General features: G+C 61.2%; 19 protein-coding genes. 11 read left to right on the top strand and 8 right to left on the bottom strand.

The window, feature by feature from the left end:
- Positions 1–40: 40 nt before the first annotated feature.
- On the bottom strand, positions 41–523 hold the full coding sequence (locus V7651_RS02185) for a winged helix-turn-helix transcriptional regulator (RefSeq protein WP_335612045.1): 483 nt from the start codon (positions 521–523) through the stop codon (positions 41–43).
- A gap of 99 nt (positions 524–622) precedes the next feature.
- Between V7651_RS02185 and V7651_RS02190 the strand changes: the two genes are divergently transcribed.
- The 8 genes from V7651_RS02190 to V7651_RS02225 all read left to right on the top strand — a co-directional run bounded on the left by V7651_RS02190 (position 623) and on the right by V7651_RS02225 (position 8,002).
- Positions 623–1,357, top strand: coding sequence for an SDR family oxidoreductase (locus V7651_RS02190; protein ID WP_035537066.1), 735 nt, complete (start codon positions 623–625; stop codon positions 1,355–1,357).
- A 12-nt stretch (positions 1,358–1,369) separates the two neighbouring features.
- Entirely contained in the window at positions 1,370–1,978 is a 609-nt protein-coding gene (locus V7651_RS02195) for a 2-hydroxychromene-2-carboxylate isomerase (RefSeq protein ID WP_335612046.1), read from the top strand.
- A gap of 155 nt (positions 1,979–2,133) precedes the next feature.
- Positions 2,134–2,811 (top strand): type 1 glutamine amidotransferase domain-containing protein, encoded by a 678-nt coding sequence (locus V7651_RS02200; protein ID WP_335612047.1) that lies wholly within the window; start codon positions 2,134–2,136, stop codon positions 2,809–2,811.
- Positions 2,812–2,854: 43 nt separating this feature from the next.
- On the top strand, positions 2,855–4,234 hold the full coding sequence (locus V7651_RS02205) for an NAD-dependent succinate-semialdehyde dehydrogenase (protein WP_335612048.1): 1,380 nt from the start codon (positions 2,855–2,857) through the stop codon (positions 4,232–4,234).
- A 91-nt stretch (positions 4,235–4,325) separates the two neighbouring features.
- Positions 4,326–4,790: a carboxymuconolactone decarboxylase family protein gene (locus V7651_RS02210; protein ID WP_335612049.1), complete on the top strand. Its 465-nt coding sequence runs from the start codon at positions 4,326–4,328 to the stop codon at positions 4,788–4,790.
- Positions 4,777–5,655, top strand: a complete 879-nt coding sequence (locus V7651_RS02215) for a sigma-70 family RNA polymerase sigma factor (protein WP_335612050.1) — start codon at positions 4,777–4,779, stop codon at positions 5,653–5,655. Before V7651_RS02210 ends, V7651_RS02215 begins: the two co-directional genes overlap by 14 nt.
- Positions 5,656–5,709: 54 nt before the next feature.
- Positions 5,710–7,527, top strand: a complete 1,818-nt coding sequence (locus tag V7651_RS02220; protein WP_335612051.1) for an ABC-F family ATP-binding cassette domain-containing protein — start codon at positions 5,710–5,712, stop codon at positions 7,525–7,527.
- 64 nt (positions 7,528–7,591) lie between these two features.
- Positions 7,592–8,002: a PAN/Apple domain-containing protein gene (locus tag V7651_RS02225; RefSeq protein WP_335612052.1), complete on the top strand. Its 411-nt coding sequence runs from the start codon at positions 7,592–7,594 to the stop codon at positions 8,000–8,002.
- Here V7651_RS02225 and V7651_RS02230 read toward each other — a convergent pair.
- Entirely contained in the window at positions 7,999–9,597 is a 1,599-nt protein-coding gene (locus V7651_RS02230) for a peptide chain release factor 3 (protein WP_335612053.1), read from the bottom strand. The two genes, V7651_RS02225 and V7651_RS02230, sit on opposite strands and share 4 nt — an antisense overlap.
- Before the next feature lie 147 nt (positions 9,598–9,744).
- Between V7651_RS02230 and V7651_RS02235 the strand changes: the two genes are divergently transcribed.
- The gene (locus V7651_RS02235) at positions 9,745–11,940 is read left to right on the top strand and encodes a vWA domain-containing protein (protein ID WP_335612054.1); all 2,196 of its coding nucleotides are present in this window, start codon (positions 9,745–9,747) and stop codon (positions 11,938–11,940) included.
- Between the two features lie 4 nt (positions 11,941–11,944).
- Here V7651_RS02235 and V7651_RS02240 read toward each other — a convergent pair whose 3' ends face one another.
- From V7651_RS02240 to V7651_RS02250, 3 genes are all read right to left on the bottom strand, one after another.
- Positions 11,945–12,319 carry a hypothetical protein gene (locus tag V7651_RS02240; RefSeq protein ID WP_335592060.1) on the bottom strand — a complete coding sequence of 125 codons (375 nt, stop codon included), beginning with the start codon at positions 12,317–12,319 and terminating at the stop codon, positions 11,945–11,947.
- 107 nt (positions 12,320–12,426) lie between these two features.
- Positions 12,427–12,765: a DUF1491 family protein gene (locus tag V7651_RS02245; RefSeq protein WP_035537053.1), complete on the bottom strand. Its 339-nt coding sequence runs from the start codon at positions 12,763–12,765 to the stop codon at positions 12,427–12,429.
- A 51-nt stretch (positions 12,766–12,816) separates the two neighbouring features.
- The gene (locus V7651_RS02250; protein ID WP_335612055.1) at positions 12,817–14,403 is read right to left on the bottom strand and encodes a sensor histidine kinase; all 1,587 of its coding nucleotides are present in this window, start codon (positions 14,401–14,403) and stop codon (positions 12,817–12,819) included.
- A 183-nt stretch (positions 14,404–14,586) separates the two neighbouring features.
- On the opposite strand from V7651_RS02250, the gene V7651_RS02255 reads away from it, so the two are divergent.
- A complete protein-coding gene (locus V7651_RS02255; RefSeq protein ID WP_035537050.1) occupies positions 14,587–15,564 on the top strand; it encodes a hypothetical protein in 978 nt (325 codons plus the stop codon).
- A gap of 90 nt (positions 15,565–15,654) precedes the next feature.
- Entirely contained in the window at positions 15,655–16,074 is a 420-nt protein-coding gene (locus tag V7651_RS02260; protein ID WP_335612056.1) for a SufE family protein, read from the top strand.
- Here V7651_RS02260 and V7651_RS02265 read toward each other — a convergent pair.
- The 3 genes from V7651_RS02265 to V7651_RS02275 all read right to left on the bottom strand — a co-directional run bounded on the left by V7651_RS02265 (position 16,064) and on the right by V7651_RS02275 (position 17,584).
- The gene (locus V7651_RS02265) at positions 16,064–16,429 is read right to left on the bottom strand and encodes a helix-turn-helix domain-containing protein (RefSeq protein WP_335612057.1); all 366 of its coding nucleotides are present in this window, start codon (positions 16,427–16,429) and stop codon (positions 16,064–16,066) included. The two genes, V7651_RS02260 and V7651_RS02265, sit on opposite strands and share 11 nt — an antisense overlap.
- A gap of 101 nt (positions 16,430–16,530) precedes the next feature.
- Positions 16,531–17,022, bottom strand: coding sequence for a PAS domain-containing protein (locus tag V7651_RS02270; protein ID WP_084146182.1), 492 nt, complete (start codon positions 17,020–17,022; stop codon positions 16,531–16,533).
- 145 nt (positions 17,023–17,167) lie between these two features.
- Positions 17,168–17,584 (bottom strand): Ros/MucR family transcriptional regulator, encoded by a 417-nt coding sequence (locus V7651_RS02275; protein ID WP_199285875.1) that lies wholly within the window; start codon positions 17,582–17,584, stop codon positions 17,168–17,170.
- Positions 17,585–17,626 lie beyond the last annotated feature (42 nt).

Here is a 17,626-nt window from a genome sequence, read left to right on the forward strand (position 1 = left end):
GCGTGACGTGGCGGAAAGTCAGTCCTTTCGATGCGCCGGCCTACTCTCCCGCCTCTGCCAGCCGGCGCACGGTGGCCTTGCTGGCGCCGGGGCCGGGCCGGGTTTCGATATCGGCGCGGGTGAGGCGGTGGCCGTCGCGGGATGTGGGGGCGAGCGCCTGGAGGGGCTGGCCAGTGGCGCGCTCCAGCAGCACGACGGGTTCATTGCCGGGACCGTAGACGTGTTCATTGCCCCACTGGTGAAGCGCGAGCAGGACGGGATGGAGGGACTCGCCCTTTGCCGTCAGCCGGTAGGCATAGCGCGTGCCGTTTTCGCCGACGTCTTCCCGAACAAGAATGCCCTCGTTGACGAGCACGTCCAGCCGGGCGCTCAGCACATTCTTGGCGATGCCCGTGTTGCGCTGGATCTCGCTGAAGCGCGTGGCGCCGTAGAAGGCCTCGCGGATAACGAGCCATGTCCAGTTGTCGCCGAAAATGTTCAGGACACCCGCAATGGGGCAAGTGTGCGTGTGGCGTTTGGCCATGAGCGGCTCCTTCTATCTGGCCATAATATATTGGTTGCAAATTAAAACCAAATGAATAATGGTCTTATTCAGCAACCGAAAAACAAGGGAGGATGTTTCATGCCTGACAAGTCTGCCTGTCTCGTGATTGGCGCGGGGGATGACACCGGTGCAGCAATTGGCCGGGCCTTTGCGCGCGAGGGCATGACGGCCTGCCTGGTGCGCCGGCCGCGCCATGCCGATGCGCTGGAAGCGCTGGCGGCGAGCATTCGCGATGACGGGCATGATGCGGTGGCGATGCCCATGGATGCGCGCGATGAAGAGGCCATGATTGCCCTCATTGAGCGGATTGAGGCGGATGTCGCACCTATCGATGTCGCCGTCTTCAATATCGGCGCGAATGTGCGCTTCCCGATCACGGAGACGACAGCGCGCGTGTATCACAAGGTGTGGGAGATGGCGTGTTTCTCCGGCTTCCTGATGGGGCGCGAAGTGGCGAAGAAGATGCTGGCGCGCGGGCATGGCACGATCATCTTCACCGGCGCGACGGCTAGCACACGGGGGCGCGAGAATCTTGCCGCCTTCGCCGGGGCCAAGGCGGCGCTGCGGGCGCTGGCGCAATCCATGGCGCGCGAACTCGGCCCAAAGAATATCCATGTCGCGCATACGATAATTGATGGCGCGATCGATTCCAATTTCATCCGTGAGAATGTGCCGAATGTCGACGCGCTGCGCGACGAGGACGCAGTTCTGAACCCGGATCATATCGCGCAAAATTACGTCATGCTGCACAAGCAGCCGCGCACGGCCTGGACGCACGAACTGGACCTGCGGCCCTGGAAAGAAACCTGGTAGGAGGAAGCCCCCATGAGCAAGACCATCGACTTCATTTTCGACTTTGGCAGCCCGAATGCCTATCTGTCGCACAAGGTGATGCCGGATATCGTGGCGCGCACTGGGGCGACGGTGAACTACATCCCGTGCCTGCTAGGCGGCATCTTCAAGGCGACGGGCAATGTTGCGCCCATGATCGCTTTTGGCAACGTCAAGGGCAAGCTGGAATATGACCGCATCGAGATGATGCGCTTTGTGAAGAAGCATGGCCTAAGTGCGTTTCGGATCAACCCGCACTTTCCCGTCAACACACTGATACTGATGCGCGGCGCCGTGGCGGCCGAGATGCGCGGAGATTTGGCAACCTATATCGAAGCGGGCCTGAAAGCCATGTGGGAAGACGGACTGAAGATGGACGACCCGGCCGTCTACGTGGAAGCCATGAATGCGGCAGGCCTCGACGGCGCCGCGCTGCTGGAAGCAACGCAGGACCCGGGCGTGAAAGCGAAACTGGTTGCCAATACTGAAGCCGCCATCGCGCGCGGAACATTCGGCATACCGACTTTCTTCGTTGGCGACGAAATGTTCTTCGGCAAGGACCGCTTGGGACAGGTTGAGGAAGAGGTGGCGCTACAGGTGTAGGCCAGCGCCGCACAGCGGAGTCGTGGGAGCCACTGCCGCCGCCTTGGAACAAGTCATTGATGGGTTCGTTGGTGTGGTTCAGTAATTCACTCTCTGATCCACGCGCATCGAAACCCATTGGTGACCGTGTTCATTGAACACAAGGCGACACATCTATGAAAATTCTCATGATCCTGACATCCCACGAAAAGTTGGGGGATACCGGCGACAAGACCGGCTTCTGGCTGGAGGAGTTTGCTGCGCCCTATTATGTGTTCAAGGATGCCGGTGCCGACATAACCCTGGCCTCTCCGAAAGGCGGCCAGCCGCCACTTGATCCAAAGAGCAATACCGACGACGCGCAGACCGAAGAAACCAAACGCTTCAAGGCCGACGGCGACGCGCAAAAGGCGCTCGCCAATACTGAAGTGCTCAGCACAGTCTCTGCCGACGGCTTTGACGCGATCTTCTATCCCGGCGGCCACGGTCCGCTTTGGGACCTGGCGAATGATGCCGACAGCATCTCGCTGATCGAAACCTTTGCGTACAGCGGTCGCCCCATCGGGGCCGTCTGCCACGCACCGGCGGTGTTCAAATATCCGAAGGGCAAGGACGGCAAGCCATTCGTGCTGGGCAAGACCGTAACCGGCTTTACCAACACTGAAGAGAAAGGCGTCGGCCTCACCGATGTCGTGCCCTTCCTCGTGGAAGACATGTTGAAAGAGAATGGTGGACACTACAAGAAGGGCGACGACTGGGCCTCCTTCGTGGTGACAGACGGCAAACTGGTCACAGGCCAGAACCCCGCCTCATCGGCAGAGGCCGCCAAGAAGCTGCTCGCATTGCTCAGCTGAGCGCGCCTACCCGCGCCCCATTCCCAATTATCAGGACATATTCATGACGAAACATATTACCACGACCAATCCGGCTACAGACGAAACGCTTGCAACCTATGATCTGATGAGCACCGAGACAGCCTTCGGGAAACTCGAAGCCTCGCATGCCGCGTTCACGGACTGGAAGACCAAATCCCATAGCGAGCGCGCGCAGAGCCTTCGCAATATCGCTGCACGCATGCGCGATAATGCGGACAAGTTTGCCAATCTGATGACGATGGAAATGGGCAAGCTGCTGCGGGACGGCAAGATGGAAGTCGAGCTGTGCGCACGCATTCTCGAATACACCGCTGATAACGGCCCCTCCGAGCTCGCCGATGAAGAGCGCAAGCATACCGGCGGCAAGAAGCGCGGCATCGTCACCTATTCCCCGATCGGCGTGATCTACAGCATCCAGCCCTGGAACTTCCCGCTCTATCAGCCGGTGCGCGTTCTCGCCGCGAACCTGATGGCGGGCAACGCGGTCGTGCTGAAGCATGCCAGCATATGCACCGGTAGTGGCCTGCTGCTGCGCGATGTCTGCCTCGCGGCGGGCCTTCCCAAGGGCCTATTCGACGTGCTGGTGATTGACCATGATACGTCAGACAAGATCATAGAACACAAGCTGGTGCGCGCTGTAACCATGACGGGCAGCGATGGCGCCGGGCGTCACATCGGCCAGCTGGCCGCAAAGAACCTGAAGAAAACCGTTCTCGAACTCGGCTCGAATGACGCCTATCTCGTACTCGATGACGCGGACATTTCGCTCGCCGTGAAAACGTGCGTGCAGGGCCGCCTGTTCAACAATGGTGAGACCTGTGTTTCGGCCAAGCGCTTTATTGTGACCGAGGCGCATTACGATGCCTTCGTCACGGGCTTTGTTGACGCCATGAAAGCCGTGAAGATGGACGACCCGATGAAGGACGATACCCAGCTTGGCCCCGTCTCCAGCAAGGACCAGTTTGATACGCTGTGCGAACAGGTGTCGAAAAGCGTTGAAGGCGGCGCGGACCTGCTCTGCGGCGGCAAGCCGCCCGAGGGCAAAGGCCAGTATTACCCGCCGACCGTGCTCGCCAATTGCAAGCCAGGCACGCCAGCCTATGACGATGAATTGTTCGGGCCGGTGGCCTCGATCATCAAGGCCAAGGATGACAAGGATGCGATGCGCATCGCCAATGACAGCCGCTACGGCCTCGGCGGCGGCATCTTTACGAAGGACGAGGAGAAGGCGATTGCGCTCGCCCGCGACCATTTCGATACCGGCATGGTCCGCATCAACTCCTTCGGCACGGCTGACCCGAACATGCCCTTCGGCGGCGTGAAGGATTCCGGCTATGGCCGCGAACATGGCGGCTTCGGCATGAAGGAATTCGTCAACGCCAAGGCGATTTATCTTCCGTGATAACATAGGCTAAGGCAGACAAATTCCAGGGCCATGTCACATCTGTGGCCGGTGTCTCGTCAGGGGTGTATCAACCGCAAAGGAGATACCCATGACACCCCGTATCAAAGCCCCGCTCAAACATGTCCCTCAAGCGATGAAAGCAATGATTGCATTGGAGGCCAGCCTGAAGGATAGCGGGCTGGAGCCGACCCTGCTGGAGCTGGTCAAGATGCGCGCTTCGCAGATCAATGGCTGCGCCTTCTGCATCGACATGCATGTGACTGAGGCGCGCAAGCTTGGCGAGAGCGACATGCGCCTGCACATGCTGAACGCCTGGCGCGAGTCCAGCCTGTTCTCGGCGCGCGAGCGTGCAGCACTGGCCTGGACTGAGGCGCTGACGCGTGTAGCGGATACGCATGCATCTGATGCGGACTATGCCCCTCTCGAAGACGTTTTCAGCGAAGATGAAATCGTCAATCTGAGCTTGGGCATCGGCGCGATCAATCTTTGGAACCGGCTGCAGATCGGCTTCCAGGCGATCCCCACAAGTGAGCTGCAGCATGCCGCCGCCTGACGGCGCCACTGCCCTATTCGAGTCGCACCGGCCAATGCTGGTGCGCCTTGCCTACCGCATGCTCGGCTCGATGGCCGAGGCGGAAGATGTAGTGCAGGACGCATGGCTGCGCTGGCAAGGCATGGATCAGGACAATGTGCACACACCGGCGGCCATGCTGAACCGGATCGTCACCAACCTCTGCCTGGATGTGATGAAGTCGTCGCGCAAGCAGCGCGAAACCTATGTCGGCAGCTGGCTGCCCGAGCCCCTGATTGAAACTGCGACGGAGGATGACCGGCTTGACGACCTGACCCTGCCGCTGATGCTGGCACTGGAACGCCTGTCGCCGCTGGAGCGCGCGGCCTTCCTGCTTCACGATGTGTTCGACATGCCGATGGACGAGATCGCCGCCCTGTTGAAACGCGAACCCGCCGCCGTGCGCCAGTTGGCCGCCCGCGCGCGCACTCACGTGCAGGAGGCCAAACCGCGTTACCCCGTCGCGCGGGAGGAAGGCGAGCAGATCGTGTCGGCCTTCTTTGCAGCGGTCAACTCAGGCAACATGGACGCGTTGCAGGGCCTGTTGGCCGACAATGTCGTGCTGCAGTCTGACGGCGGCGGGAAGGCGCATGCCTGGCGTAACCCCATCATCGGTATTGATAACATGGTTCGGCTTTTCGCAGGCATGTTTCGCAAGATGACTCTACAGCCCGCCGTTTACATTCGTTCGGTCTGGATTGACGGCCTGCCCGGCTATATCAGCCGCGAACGCGATGATGTCCTCCAGACAAATGCCTTCGCCATCGAGAATGGGAAGATCACCCATATCTTCATCACGCGGAACCCTGACAAGCTTGGCGGCGCGAAAGCCGTCGCACAGGACTGAGCGCACGGAAACTGCCCCCTTCCCCTCGCCCCCCGCACACGCTATCTGGCGCGGATGGCTCAACCTCCCCTGATTTCATTGTCCGATGTGCGTCTGTCGCTTGGCGCGAAGCCCCTGTTCGAGGGGGTGACGCTTAGCCTGTCCAAGGGCGAGCGGGCGGCGCTGGTGGGGCGCAACGGGGCGGGCAAGTCCACGCTGATGCGCATCATCTCGGAGCAACTCGAAGCTGACAGCGGCCAGGTGTGGCGCCAGCCAGGCACGACCTATGCCACCGTTGTGCAGGAGCCGCGCTTTGACGGCTATGACACCGTGCTGGCCTATGTCAGCGACGGGCTGGAATATGACTATATGGCCGAGGCCGAGCTGATGGAATTCGGCGTCGATGGCAGCACGGACCCGAAAACGCTTTCGGGCGGCCAACAGCGGCGCGTGGCGCTGGCACGCGCCTTTGCGGCCGAGCCCGACGTCATCCTGCTGGACGAGCCGACCAACCACCTCGACGTGCCGATGATCGAATACCTCGAAGGCCGCCTGAAGGCGTTCAATGGCGTTGTTCTGGTGGTGAGCCACGACAGGCGCTTCCTTGAGAATATCTCGACCAATACGCTGTGGCTGCGCCAGGGCGTCGTTCTGAAATCGCCCGATGGCTATGTGAAGTTCGACGAATGGGCCGAGGCTATCGAAGTGGAAGAAGAACGCCAGCTGAAGCGCGTGACCACGCAGCTGAAGGCCGAGCAGCACTGGCTGGCGCGCGGCGTGACCGGGCGGCGCAAGCGTAACCAGGGCCGCCTCGCCAAGCTGCACGACATGCGCGCCCAGCACGGCGCCATGCGCGCGGCGCTGAATGATCGCAAGAACACGGCCGAGTTCAGCGCGGGCGTCGGCGACTCGATGAGCAAGAAGGTGATCGAGGTCAAAGACCTGTCGAAGACATTCGAAACGCCGAACGGGCCGCTGGTGATTGCCGATGGCCTGTCGATCAAGATCCTGCGCGGCGACCGGATCGGCATTATCGGCCCGAACGGCGCGGGCAAAACAACGCTTGTGCGCCTGTTGCTGGGAGAGATCGAACCTGACGCGGGCAGCATTCGCCACGCCAAGACGCTGGACGTGACCTACCTGGACCAGACGCGCGACACGCTGGACCCTAAAGACACGATCTGGGAGGCGCTGGCGCCATCGGGCGGGGACTCGCTGATGGTTCAAGGGCAGCAGCGGCACATTGCGGCCTATGCGAAGGACTTCCTGTTCAAGACCGAACAGCTGCGCCAGCCTGTCGGCGCGCTGTCGGGCGGGGAACGCAACCGACTGGCGCTGGCCATTGGCCTTGCCAAGCCGTCCACGCTTCTGGTGATGGATGAACCGACCAACGATTTGGACCTGCAGACGCTGGACCTCTTGGAAGACATGCTGCTGGCCTATGAGGGCACACTGCTGCTGGTGAGCCACGACCGGGCCTTTCTCGACAGTACGGTGACGAGTTGCCTCTGCCCGCTGGGCGAGGGCAAATGGGTGCAGACGGCAGGCGGCTGGACCGACGCGCAGGACCAGCTGGCGCAGGTGCGCCGCAATGGCGACAATGACGCGCGCTCCGCCAAGGCCAAGCCAGCCGAAGCGCCGAAGCCCAAGCCGCAGAACAAACTGTCGTTCAAGGACGAGCACCGCCAGAAAGAAATCGACGCACTGATCCCCAAACTGCATACGGAGATTGCGAAGCTGGAGAAGGAACTCGCCGATCCGGCGCTCTATTCGCGCGATCCGAAGGCCTTCAATGCCAAATCCGAACGTATCGGCGCGGCGCGTAGTGAGGCCGAAGCGGCCGAGATGGAATGGCTGGAAATCGAGGAAAAGCGCGAGGCACTGACCAGCTGAGCGTAAAAGCTTCCTTAACCGGCGCGGCCTAGCCTCCGACGCTGGAGACTTGGGAGTTTGACCGATGCGCCATATCCGACTGCTTGCACTGGCCGCCTGCCTTGTAGCGCCCGCCTTTGCCGAAGCGCCAATGTCGCTGAAGGCCGATGCCGTGGCTGAACCAGCGCCTGTGGGCTATGAACAGGGCTACTACCGCTTTGGCGCGACCTATAGCGTGATGCCATCGGAAGACGCGCTCAGCTGCCAGAGCGCCTGCGCCGACAATGACATGTGCAAGGCGTGGAGCTTTGTCGCGGTCGTGGGCGAGACGCCTGCGCGCTGCGAGCTGAAACGTGGCGGCGGACGTCTGGAGCGCAACCCGGCAGCGACATCGGGCTTCTCACCAACGCACGAGGCCTTCTTCGCGCCCGTGCTTGAAACGCCGCCGGATGATCTTCTGGGCGAAGCCCCGGAAGACGATACGCTAAGACACTAGAGCGAGCGCTCTTTCGTGGCCGTGAAGCGGATCGACGGGTTCTTTTCCTGCGCGTAACCGACATCCCAGGCATTCTTCGCCAGATAGACAGGTGCGCCGTCAAGGTCTGTGCCTGACGCTGACTTGTTCCGATCAAGGAACTCTTCCAGCTTATCCGGATCATCGCAGGCCATCCAGCGCGCGACGTTATAAGGCGCCATTTCGAACATGACTTCGAGGCCGTATTCAGCCGCCACACGTTCGATCATGACTTCAAATTGCAGCTGGCCGACAGCACCAACGATCATGTCGGAGCCGATAGCTGGCTTGAACAGCTGGGTGACGCCTTCCTCGGCGAGGCTTTCGAGCGCCTTGCGCAAGTGTTTGGCCTTCATCGGGTCCTTCACGCGGGCGCGGCGCAGCAGTTCCGGCGCGAAGTTGGGGATACCGGCAAACTGGATGTCGCCGCTTTCCGAGAGGCTGTCGCCAACGCGCAGCTGACCATGGTTTGGCACGCCGATCACATCGCCCGCATAGGCGGTTTCGGCTATCTCTCGGTCCTGCGCCAAGAACATGAGCGGATTGTGGATATTGAGCTGTTTGCCTGTGGCACTCTTCAGGCGCATGCCGCGCTTGAACTCGCCGGAGCAGAGGCGGAGGAAGGCCACGCGGTCGCGGTGGTTCGGGTCCATGTTCGCCTGGATCTTGAAGACGAAACCGGAGACGTCATTATCAGAGGGCTGAACACTTATCACCTGCCCCTTGCGTTCAGCCTTCTGGACGCGTGGTGGCGGCGCGAAGTCGCGAAGCGTGTTCAGGAGTTCCGCGACGCCGAAATGGCGCAGGGCTGAGCCGAACACGACAGGCGTCATGTTGCCGGCATTAAAGGCCTCTTCATCAAACTTCGGCAGGAGGCCTGTGACCATCTCGACGCCTTCGACAAGCTCCGCATAGACATGATCATCCAGCTTTCCGAGCAGGTCTTCATCGCTGCCGGGAATGCGTGTGGCCGGGCCGATATGCGGCGGTTCGCCGGGGCGGCGGTCGAACTGGCAGAACTCGCCTGTGGTGAGATCTTTCATGCCGGCAAAACGCTGGCCGGAGGCGGCAGGCCAGTAGAGCGGCGCCGTGTCTAGCTGGAGCTTGTCCTGTACCTCATCGAGCAGTTCGATCGGCTCAAGCGCCTCACGGTCCATCTTGTTGATGAAGGTGATGATAGGAATGTCGCGCATGCGGCAGACTTCAAACAGTTTCAGCGTCTGCGGCTCGATACCCTTGGCGGCGTCGAGCACCATGACGGCGCAGTCGGCTGCTGTCAGCGTGCGGTAGGTGTCTTCGGAAAAGTCTTCGTGGCCCGGCGTATCGAGCAGGTTGAAGACGAGATCGCTGTATTCGAACGTCATCACCGAGGCCGAAACCGAGATGCCCCGGTCGCGCTCGATCTTCATCCAGTCAGACCGGGTGCGCCGCTGCGCACCGCGCGCCGCAACCTCGCCAGCCGCACGGATGGCGCCACCTGCGAGGAGCAGGTTTTCGGTCAGCGTCGTCTTGCCGGCATCCGGGTGCGAGATGATGGCAAAGGTGCGCCGGCGGGCGGCTTCGGCGATATGGGACATGGTATTTCCGGACAATTCTGTTTCAGCCGCCAGCCACTAGCCGATTTGCATGCAGGAATGAAGGGGTTGAAGGCGGCTTTGCACGCCGCGATTGCGTTGTATGATGTGCATGGGGACAGACCAGCCAGAATAAAGGGGACGCTTTTCATGGCTTATTCAAACATAATTCTCGTCAGCTGCGCTGCAGCAGCGCTGATGCTTACAGGCTGCAGCAAGGACAAGGCACCAGACGCCGATGCGCCGCAAACACTGGCATCGGACGCCAATTCCACGGATTCAGAGCCCGCAATCGCTGCAGAACAGACCTCACTTGAGAGCGACAGCGGCGCCCAGCCCATCGCCGTGAGCCTTGAGGCCCCTGCCAAGCCGGAAGATGCGGTGGTGGAAACGCCCAAGGGGCCCATGAAGGTCATGGTCGTCATGGATTCCTCAGGGTCCATGTGGGGTCAGATCGACGGCAAGTCGAAGCGTGATATCGCGCGCGAGGCCGTGCGCACAATGGTTGCCAGCAATCCGGATATCGGATCGGCCGGCCTGATCGCCTATGGCCACCGCCGCAAGGGCGACTGCAAGGATATCGAATTGCTGCGCAGCCCGGGCGCCACAACGCCCCTGCCCGATGTGGTCGACAAGCTGGTACCAATGGGCAAGACGCCGCTGACGGCGGCCGTGGAAACGGCGGCCAATGCCATGAAGATCGAGGAGACGCGGGCGACCGTCATCCTGGTCACCGACGGCATCGAGACCTGTGATGCAGACCCCTGCGCGGCGGGTGCCTCGCTGGAGGCGCGCGGACTGGACTTTACGGCCCATGTGATCGGCTTTGGCCTCAGCGCAGCTGAAGGCCGGCAGGTCGCATGCCTCGCCGAACAGACGGGCGGCAAATATATAGAAGCCTCGAACGCGGGCGAACTGGCAGATGCCTTGAGCACGGTGGCCGAGGCTGTCGAATCCGGCCCGCCGGAAGCGGCGACCGCGACGGCCACGATCACCGGCCCGGAAAGTGTCGAGATCGGCTCCATGTTTGAAGTGAACTGGGACGGCCCCGGCGCTGACGAAGACTATGTTGATCTCGTGCCACCGGGCTACACCAAGACCCATGGCGAGCTGTCCTATGGCTACACAGAGGATGGCAACCCAGTGTCCATGCGCGCGCCGGGAACGCCCGGTGATTATGAGCTGCGCTATGTCTGGAACGCGCCGCAGGGCCGCACCGTGATCGCGAACACCACGATCAAGGTGGTCGATGCGGCTGTCGCGATTGTGGCCGAACCTTCTATCGGCATCGGCCAAAATGTCTTGGTCAAATGGCGCGGCCCCAACAATGATGGCGACTATGTCGACCTCGTGCCGGAAGGCTACACACTGACGAGCGGTGAGAAGGCCTATGCCTATACCAAGGACGGCGAAACGCTGACGCTACGCGCGCCCGGCACACCGGGAGCCTACGCGCTGCGCTATGTCGCCAAGGCCAGCGATGGTCGCACAGTATTGAAAACCGTGCCGCTGGAGGTGACCGACACCCGCGTCGAGCTGGCCTTCAATCCTGCCGTCGCTATCGGCAAGGCGCTTGTTGTCGACTGGACCGGGCCAGGAACGAAAGGCGATTATGTCGACATCGTCCCTCGCGGCTACAAGCAGACGAGCGGTGAAAAGGCCTACACCTACGTCACCGACGTCAATCCGATTGAGGTGAAACTGCCGGGCGAAGCGGGCGAGTATGACGTGCGCTACGTGCTGCAATCGGCCGATGGGCGCACGGTACTGAAAACTGTGCCGCTGACGCTGAAGGACATTCCCTTCGACGTGACGCCATCCAAGGCAAGTGTGACCGTAGGCGAAACCTTCTCTGTCGCATGGGCCGGGCCAGCCAATCAGGGCGACTATGTCGACATCGTGCCGCGCGGCTACAAGGAGACGAGTGGCGAGAAGTCCTACACCTATGTGCAAGCCGAAAACCCGCTATCGATCCAGGCTCCAGGGGAAGCGGGCGAATATGACCTTCGTTATGTGCTGCAGTCATCAACGGGACGTTCCGTGAAGGCAGTCGCACCACTGACGCTGACTGCAGCCAAGGCGACGCTGGACATCCCTGCAAGCGTTCAGAAGGGGACGAGCTTCGACGTCTCATGGACCGGTCCAGCCAATCAGGGTGACTATGTCGACCTGGTGCCCGAAGGCTATACGAACACAAGCGGGGAACTGACCTACGGCTACACGTCAGAGGGCCCGACGATCACGCTGGAGGCACCGGACAAGGCAGGCGCCTATACGGTTCGCTACGTATTGCAGGCGCGCAACGGACGCACCGTCATCACGACCAAATCCATTTCGGTGAAATAAACCGTCAGGCCGCCAGCGGCCAGATCTCGGCAATATTGGGCGGCGTGCCTTCCTGTTCGGTACGCTGCTTCAATGCCCTGAGGATGGCTTCCGGCAGGATGGTCAGGCGGGGCTCGCTGACTTTGGACTCAAACACCGGGAACAGCGCCGCGTTGGCGCCGGTCTTGGCGATGATCAGTGAACCAAGGTCCTGGATCAGGACTTCGTCTATTGGCATGTGCTCGCGCACATGGTCCGAGATGACACGGGTGACGAATTCCAGCGCCTCGCGTGCCCGCATCCCGTGCGGGTCGCCGCAGCCGAGGCTTTTCCAGCGTTTGGACAGGTGGATCTCCGGGATATCAATCTCGGCGATCGTATCGTTGAGTAGGAACAACATGGTCTGCACGCCCCCGGCAGTGGATTTGAGCCGAGGCTGCCTTGGACGGGTTAACAGCGAGTTTACCTGAACGGCCTTGCCGCGAAATCGCGGTGTAAGGGGCAAAACTAGTCTTCGATATCCTCGGTGAGGAAATGACGGCCCTCGCGGTCTTCAATCTCGACCACCCAGAGGTCGCTGTCGCGGTCGCGGGCACGCCTGATATAGGCATCCACGCTGGCCTCATCCGGGCCGACACCCTGGGAGAGCAGATTGCGGAAGACGCGCTCGCCTTCAAGATTGGTACTGGGCGTGTAGGCGACGGCGGTGCCATCGAGGCGTGATACCTTGATCAGTGTGTCGCCCCGTTCAGCGTCGCCCTTCTGCACGACGAACGCAGAGGAGCCAGCAACCTCAACGGTGCGGATGAGGGCTTCGACCCAGAGCTTTGACGGCAGACGGACCATTCCCGGACCTTTCTGTGATGTGCGGCTGGCCCGCAGGCCGCCACGGTGCGCCTATTGGGCGGCATCCTCAAGGGGCGCGATGTCGGCCGGGTCTGCCAGCGGCAGTGTCACCTCGGCGCGTGTGCCCTTGCCCGGCCGCGATGTGAGGTTCAGCAGGCCGCCATGCAACTCGGCAAAGCTCCGTACGACGGCGAGGCCAAGGCCCGTCCCCGCGCGGCCGCGTGAATTACCACCCTGCGCGAAAGGCTCTGTCACTTTCTTTAGATCATCTTCCGTCATGCCTGCGCCACGGTCGATGACACTGATTACGGCTGCGCCACCGGCCTCGAAGGCATCGAGAGTCACCGTGCCGCCGCGCTCGGAATACTTGATCGCGTTGGAGACCAGGTTCTGCCAGATCTGGCGCACGGCGCGGGCATCGGCTTCGGCCCACACTTCAGCGTCGGCCTTCATCTTCAGCTTCACGCCAGCGCGCTCCGCCTGGTTGTCGAGCTGTCGGATGATGGACTGAGCGGAGGCTACGAGGTCGACCGGTTCCGGCTCAAGGCGCTGGCGGTCCGCATTGGCCTTGGCGAGATCGAGAATGTCGTCGACCAGAAGGAGCAGGTCCTGTCCGCTTTCGTGGATGATATCCGGATAGTCCTTGTAGGCATCCGGTAGCGGACCGCGGATCTGCGCGCGCATCATGTCGGCATAACCGAGGATGGCATTAAGGGGTGTTTTCAGGTCATGGCCCAGCGAGGCAAAGAAGGCGGTGCGGTCCTGAAGTTTGGCCGCAGCTGTTTCGAGGGCGCGAGAGGCTTCGTCGCTCTGACGCTGCGCCGCACTGATATCATGCAGCAGCAAGTGCGTGCCACCGTCATGCGCCTCTGCCGCGTAGGCCGCGAGGCGACCATCGGCCAGCACGATCTCGCCCTGCGCAAGGCCGCTTTCCGGGCGCAGTGCGGCCACGTCGGCGTCAGGGCCAAACAGGCTGCTCAACGCGGCGCCTGTCTTCAGCGTCGCAAGTCCGAGGCGGTCGCCCGAAAGATTGCGCACGCGGCCTTCGGGGGCGATGTCGAGCAGCAGTAGGCCCGATGCTGTGGGGAAGACAGGCAGAGGCGTAGGCGGCGTCTCCGGGACGACCTCAGCCTCTGGCTGCGCCTGCACGGCTGCGCCATTCGCATAACGGTCCCGCACGAGCACCCAGACAAGCAGCCCGGCCAGGGCAAGGCCCGCAAAGGCAATCGCAACGGTGAGCGGCAGGTGCTCTGCCATGGCTGGCGGCAAGAGGCCGAAGCGCCCCATGATGAGAACAGCGAAGTAGGCAATGACGCCAAAGATGGCCGCCTCAGCCGCCATGTCCGTGTCTGAAAGGTTAAGCGCGACGAGCGGCGCCAGCGCGAACAATATGGTTAAGGGAGAGGACGGTCCGCCGGTCAGCGCAACGCCGAGCACGGCGAGCAGCGTCCAGCAGATTACAAGGAGCGGCGGCGCAAAGCTGGATGCTTCCCGCCCCTGCCGGAGGAAGACAAGGCCCACGCAGGCTGGGAGAATCGCAATCGCGCAACCGATTAGCAGCGGGATGATTCCCACGCCGCGCAGCACAGCAATCAGGGCAGCTGCCGCAATAAGCGCCAACCATGTAACATTAACCAAGTTTAATCGGCGATGCGTCATGCTGGGGGACTCGTTAACATCCCATAGAGATTCATTAGGCATTCTGAAGCTGGTTCCCATCCCTTGCTGTATTTGTAATGCTTTCGACAGGCAAGGTGAGGTTCCCCCGGTGGGGAAGATGGGGCAAGACTATCGCGTATCGCGTGAGGGAGAGTTGAGACCATGAAAACCATCAGAATGATCGGGGCGGCATTTGTCGGATTGGGACTGGCAGCAGGCGCAAGTGCGCAGGCAACCGATCCGATTTCGGATACAGCCGCAGTCTATGCCACGTACCAGTCGGACGTCACAGACGTGAAAGACAAACCACTGTCTTCAGCTGGGGACATCGACCATGCCCTTACTTCGCTGGGCGGTCATAATCCCGACCAGCTGTCGAAAGGCTGGATCGCGTATTCCGCGCTGATCGCTTCGCAAAACCCGGAATACCGTGCCGCCGTGCACGACATTGAAAGCTTCTACGGACGTGACGCGCTGGAAAGCGGCATGCGTAACGACGTGCGTTATGCCCGCACACTCAGCGGCGGCGACACGGCCGTCAGCTCTGCGCTGGCCGCTACGGAAGCTGATAGCCGCCGCCTCAACAGCGCGGCCGCTTACGTCAAGGAGCAAGCCTATTCCCTACAGGCTTCTGGCTGGGCCAAGGCCAAGATCGGTAATTCGGGCGCCAAGGCCCGCGGCCTGAACCTGAGCCAGTCGGCCGGCATTCCTGCCAAGCTGGGCCTCGTGACCGCCATGAACGACACAAGCTTCGACTCTGTTCTCGTTCAGGCTGGCAGCACGGGCGCACCTTCACTGTGGGATAACGTGTCCGGCGCAGCCAGCGCCATCAAGTTCCCGGCCGCTGTCACATCCGGCCTGACCGGCAACCGCAAGCGCGTAAAGTTCGGCAAGGAACCTGTTGCTGACCAGATCGCCACGCTGGCGGCCTATCGCGTACTGGGTGCCAGCACCGAGACGAACTCAAGCCAGATCAACTCAGCCATGGCAGAGCGTGAGACCAAGGGTTGCCTCAACATGGCAAACCTGAACCTTCAGCAATGTGTGGCCGCGGCGAACCAGCAATATGAAGTGCCGTTCTGCATCGGCGAGCATGCCCTGTCGGATGTCGGCAAGTGCATCGGCGGCGTCTACCAGTAGGCCCGAACACCCCTCAAGAATACCAGACCCCCGGTGGCCATCATGGCGCCGGGGGTTTTCATTTGCTGCGCGATGCCCCATTTCACGCACATGAGCATTGAATCGGCTGCCGCAGAGATACGCGAAGAGTTTTCCTGGCTGGAAGACTGGGAGGCGCGCTACGCCCATATTATCGATCTCGGCAAGGCCAACCCGGCGCTCGCACCTGACGAAAAATCAGAAAAGACGATCGTGCGGGGGTGCGCCTCGCAGGTCTGGATGGTCACCCATATTGAAGATGGTCAGTTGATCGTGCGGGCCGAATCCGATGCGATGATCGTCTCCGGCCTGATCGCACTGCTCATAAGACTCTATTCCGGCGCCAAACCTGCCGAGGCCGCGGCGTTTGATGCCAAGGCCCTGCTCGACGAGATCGGCGTATCGGGCGCGCTGACAGCCCAGCGCTCCAACGGCCTCGCCTCCATGCTGGAGCGCATTCGCAACGACGCCCATGCGGCCCTCACCGCCTGAGTGAAGCGGAACAGGCCTGTTGCGGCGCAATGCCCAGTAGAACAACGCTCGACAGGCCCAGCGACAGCTGATCGAGCCAGTCATCGAAATCCGCATCATCGCGCTTGTCCTCCACAAGGTGGCACGCATAGGCGACGGTTGAGCGGTCGCGGTCAAAGGCACGCGCCACCCGGGCGAGGCTCATGCCCAGCGCCACGTGCGTGAGATACATCGCGATATGCCTGGCGCGCGCTTCTATCGGGCTGCCCCGCTCCGGCGAGAGCACCGCCTCCAGCTTCAGGCCAAGCGCAAAGGCCGTCAGTGCCGCCGCCAGGTAGGCGCGGTCCTCGTCTTTCTGTGGATCGAATTTCGCCATCACTGTCTCCTTCTGGTTGGCAGGCAGAAGACTACCCGGCTCCGGAAGGTGTAGGATAACTTTCCTATTTCATCAAGACGACATCAGGCAATGCAGGCGATTCAGGCGGCCGCGCGCGGGGAAGAAGTGTGGACAGAGTCCTTGTTTGGCAGGATCAGGCGGCGGCTGGGCAACATCTCGTCATGGCAAAGCACCATGGTCAGCTCGCCGTTGGAATCCAAGAGCGGCAAACGCAGCCACGCATGCATCCCGTTGGACTGCTCGATAACACCGCCAACAGGCGCACGCCGTTCAAGTGCGACAGACAGACCGAGGGCGAAAGCATCGCCATGCTCGCCGATGACATCGGCAACCCGACGACCCCGCGCCTCCATGCCGAAAATGTCCCGCAGACGGGAACCGGCGATCCGGAACCGTCCATCACCGGACTCGTCAAACTGGACGATGGAAATACTGGCCAGCATGCTGCGAAGCGCGCCGGGATCAATCGCCTCGCGCCGGACGCAACCGGCATCATCGCGCAGCTGCTTCCAGTAATCTATCAAGGCTTGCTGGGCGATGGTTACGCCCTGGAATACTGGTTTTTTAGGCATCGTGGGCCACCCCCAAGGTGATTCGACAGAATCACCTATCGCGCGAGTGGAGTCGCAGATCAAGAGTCAACTACAGGATTTGTTAACCAGTCTTACAAATTTATTTCGTTGCGGCATCGTAACGAACAGTATTCGCGATCAACAACTAGGCTTTCTCGCCTTTTCCGAGACCCATCTTTTTAGCCAGCATTGAACGATGCTTGGAGTAACCTGGCGCGACCATCGGATAGTCTGGTGGCAGGTTCCATTTCTCCCGGTATTCATCGGGCGACATGTCATACTTGGTCCGCAGGTGGCGCTTCAGCGATTTGAACTTCTTGCCGTCCTCAAGGCAGACAAGGAAATCCTCACCGAGCGAGCGCTTCACCGATACAGCCGGTTTCTGCCGGCTCTGGTCGGTTTCTGTTGTGCCGAGTGCGGAAAGAGACGCATGGACGCTTCGGATAAGATCTGGCAGCTCGGCTGCCGAAACCGAGTTGTTCCGAACGAAAGCGGCCACAATCTCGCTCGCAAGTTCGATGACCACACTATCCCGTGCAGTATTCTTTGGAGCATCAGTCATCAGCATCTCCCCAGCCAGACTATATTCTGGCGTATCTGAAGA

Origin of the sequence: Hyphomonas oceanitis (genome assembly GCF_036964545.1) — a bacterium.
GTDB classification, from domain to species: Bacteria; Pseudomonadota; Alphaproteobacteria; order Caulobacterales; family Hyphomonadaceae; genus Hyphomonas; species Hyphomonas oceanitis.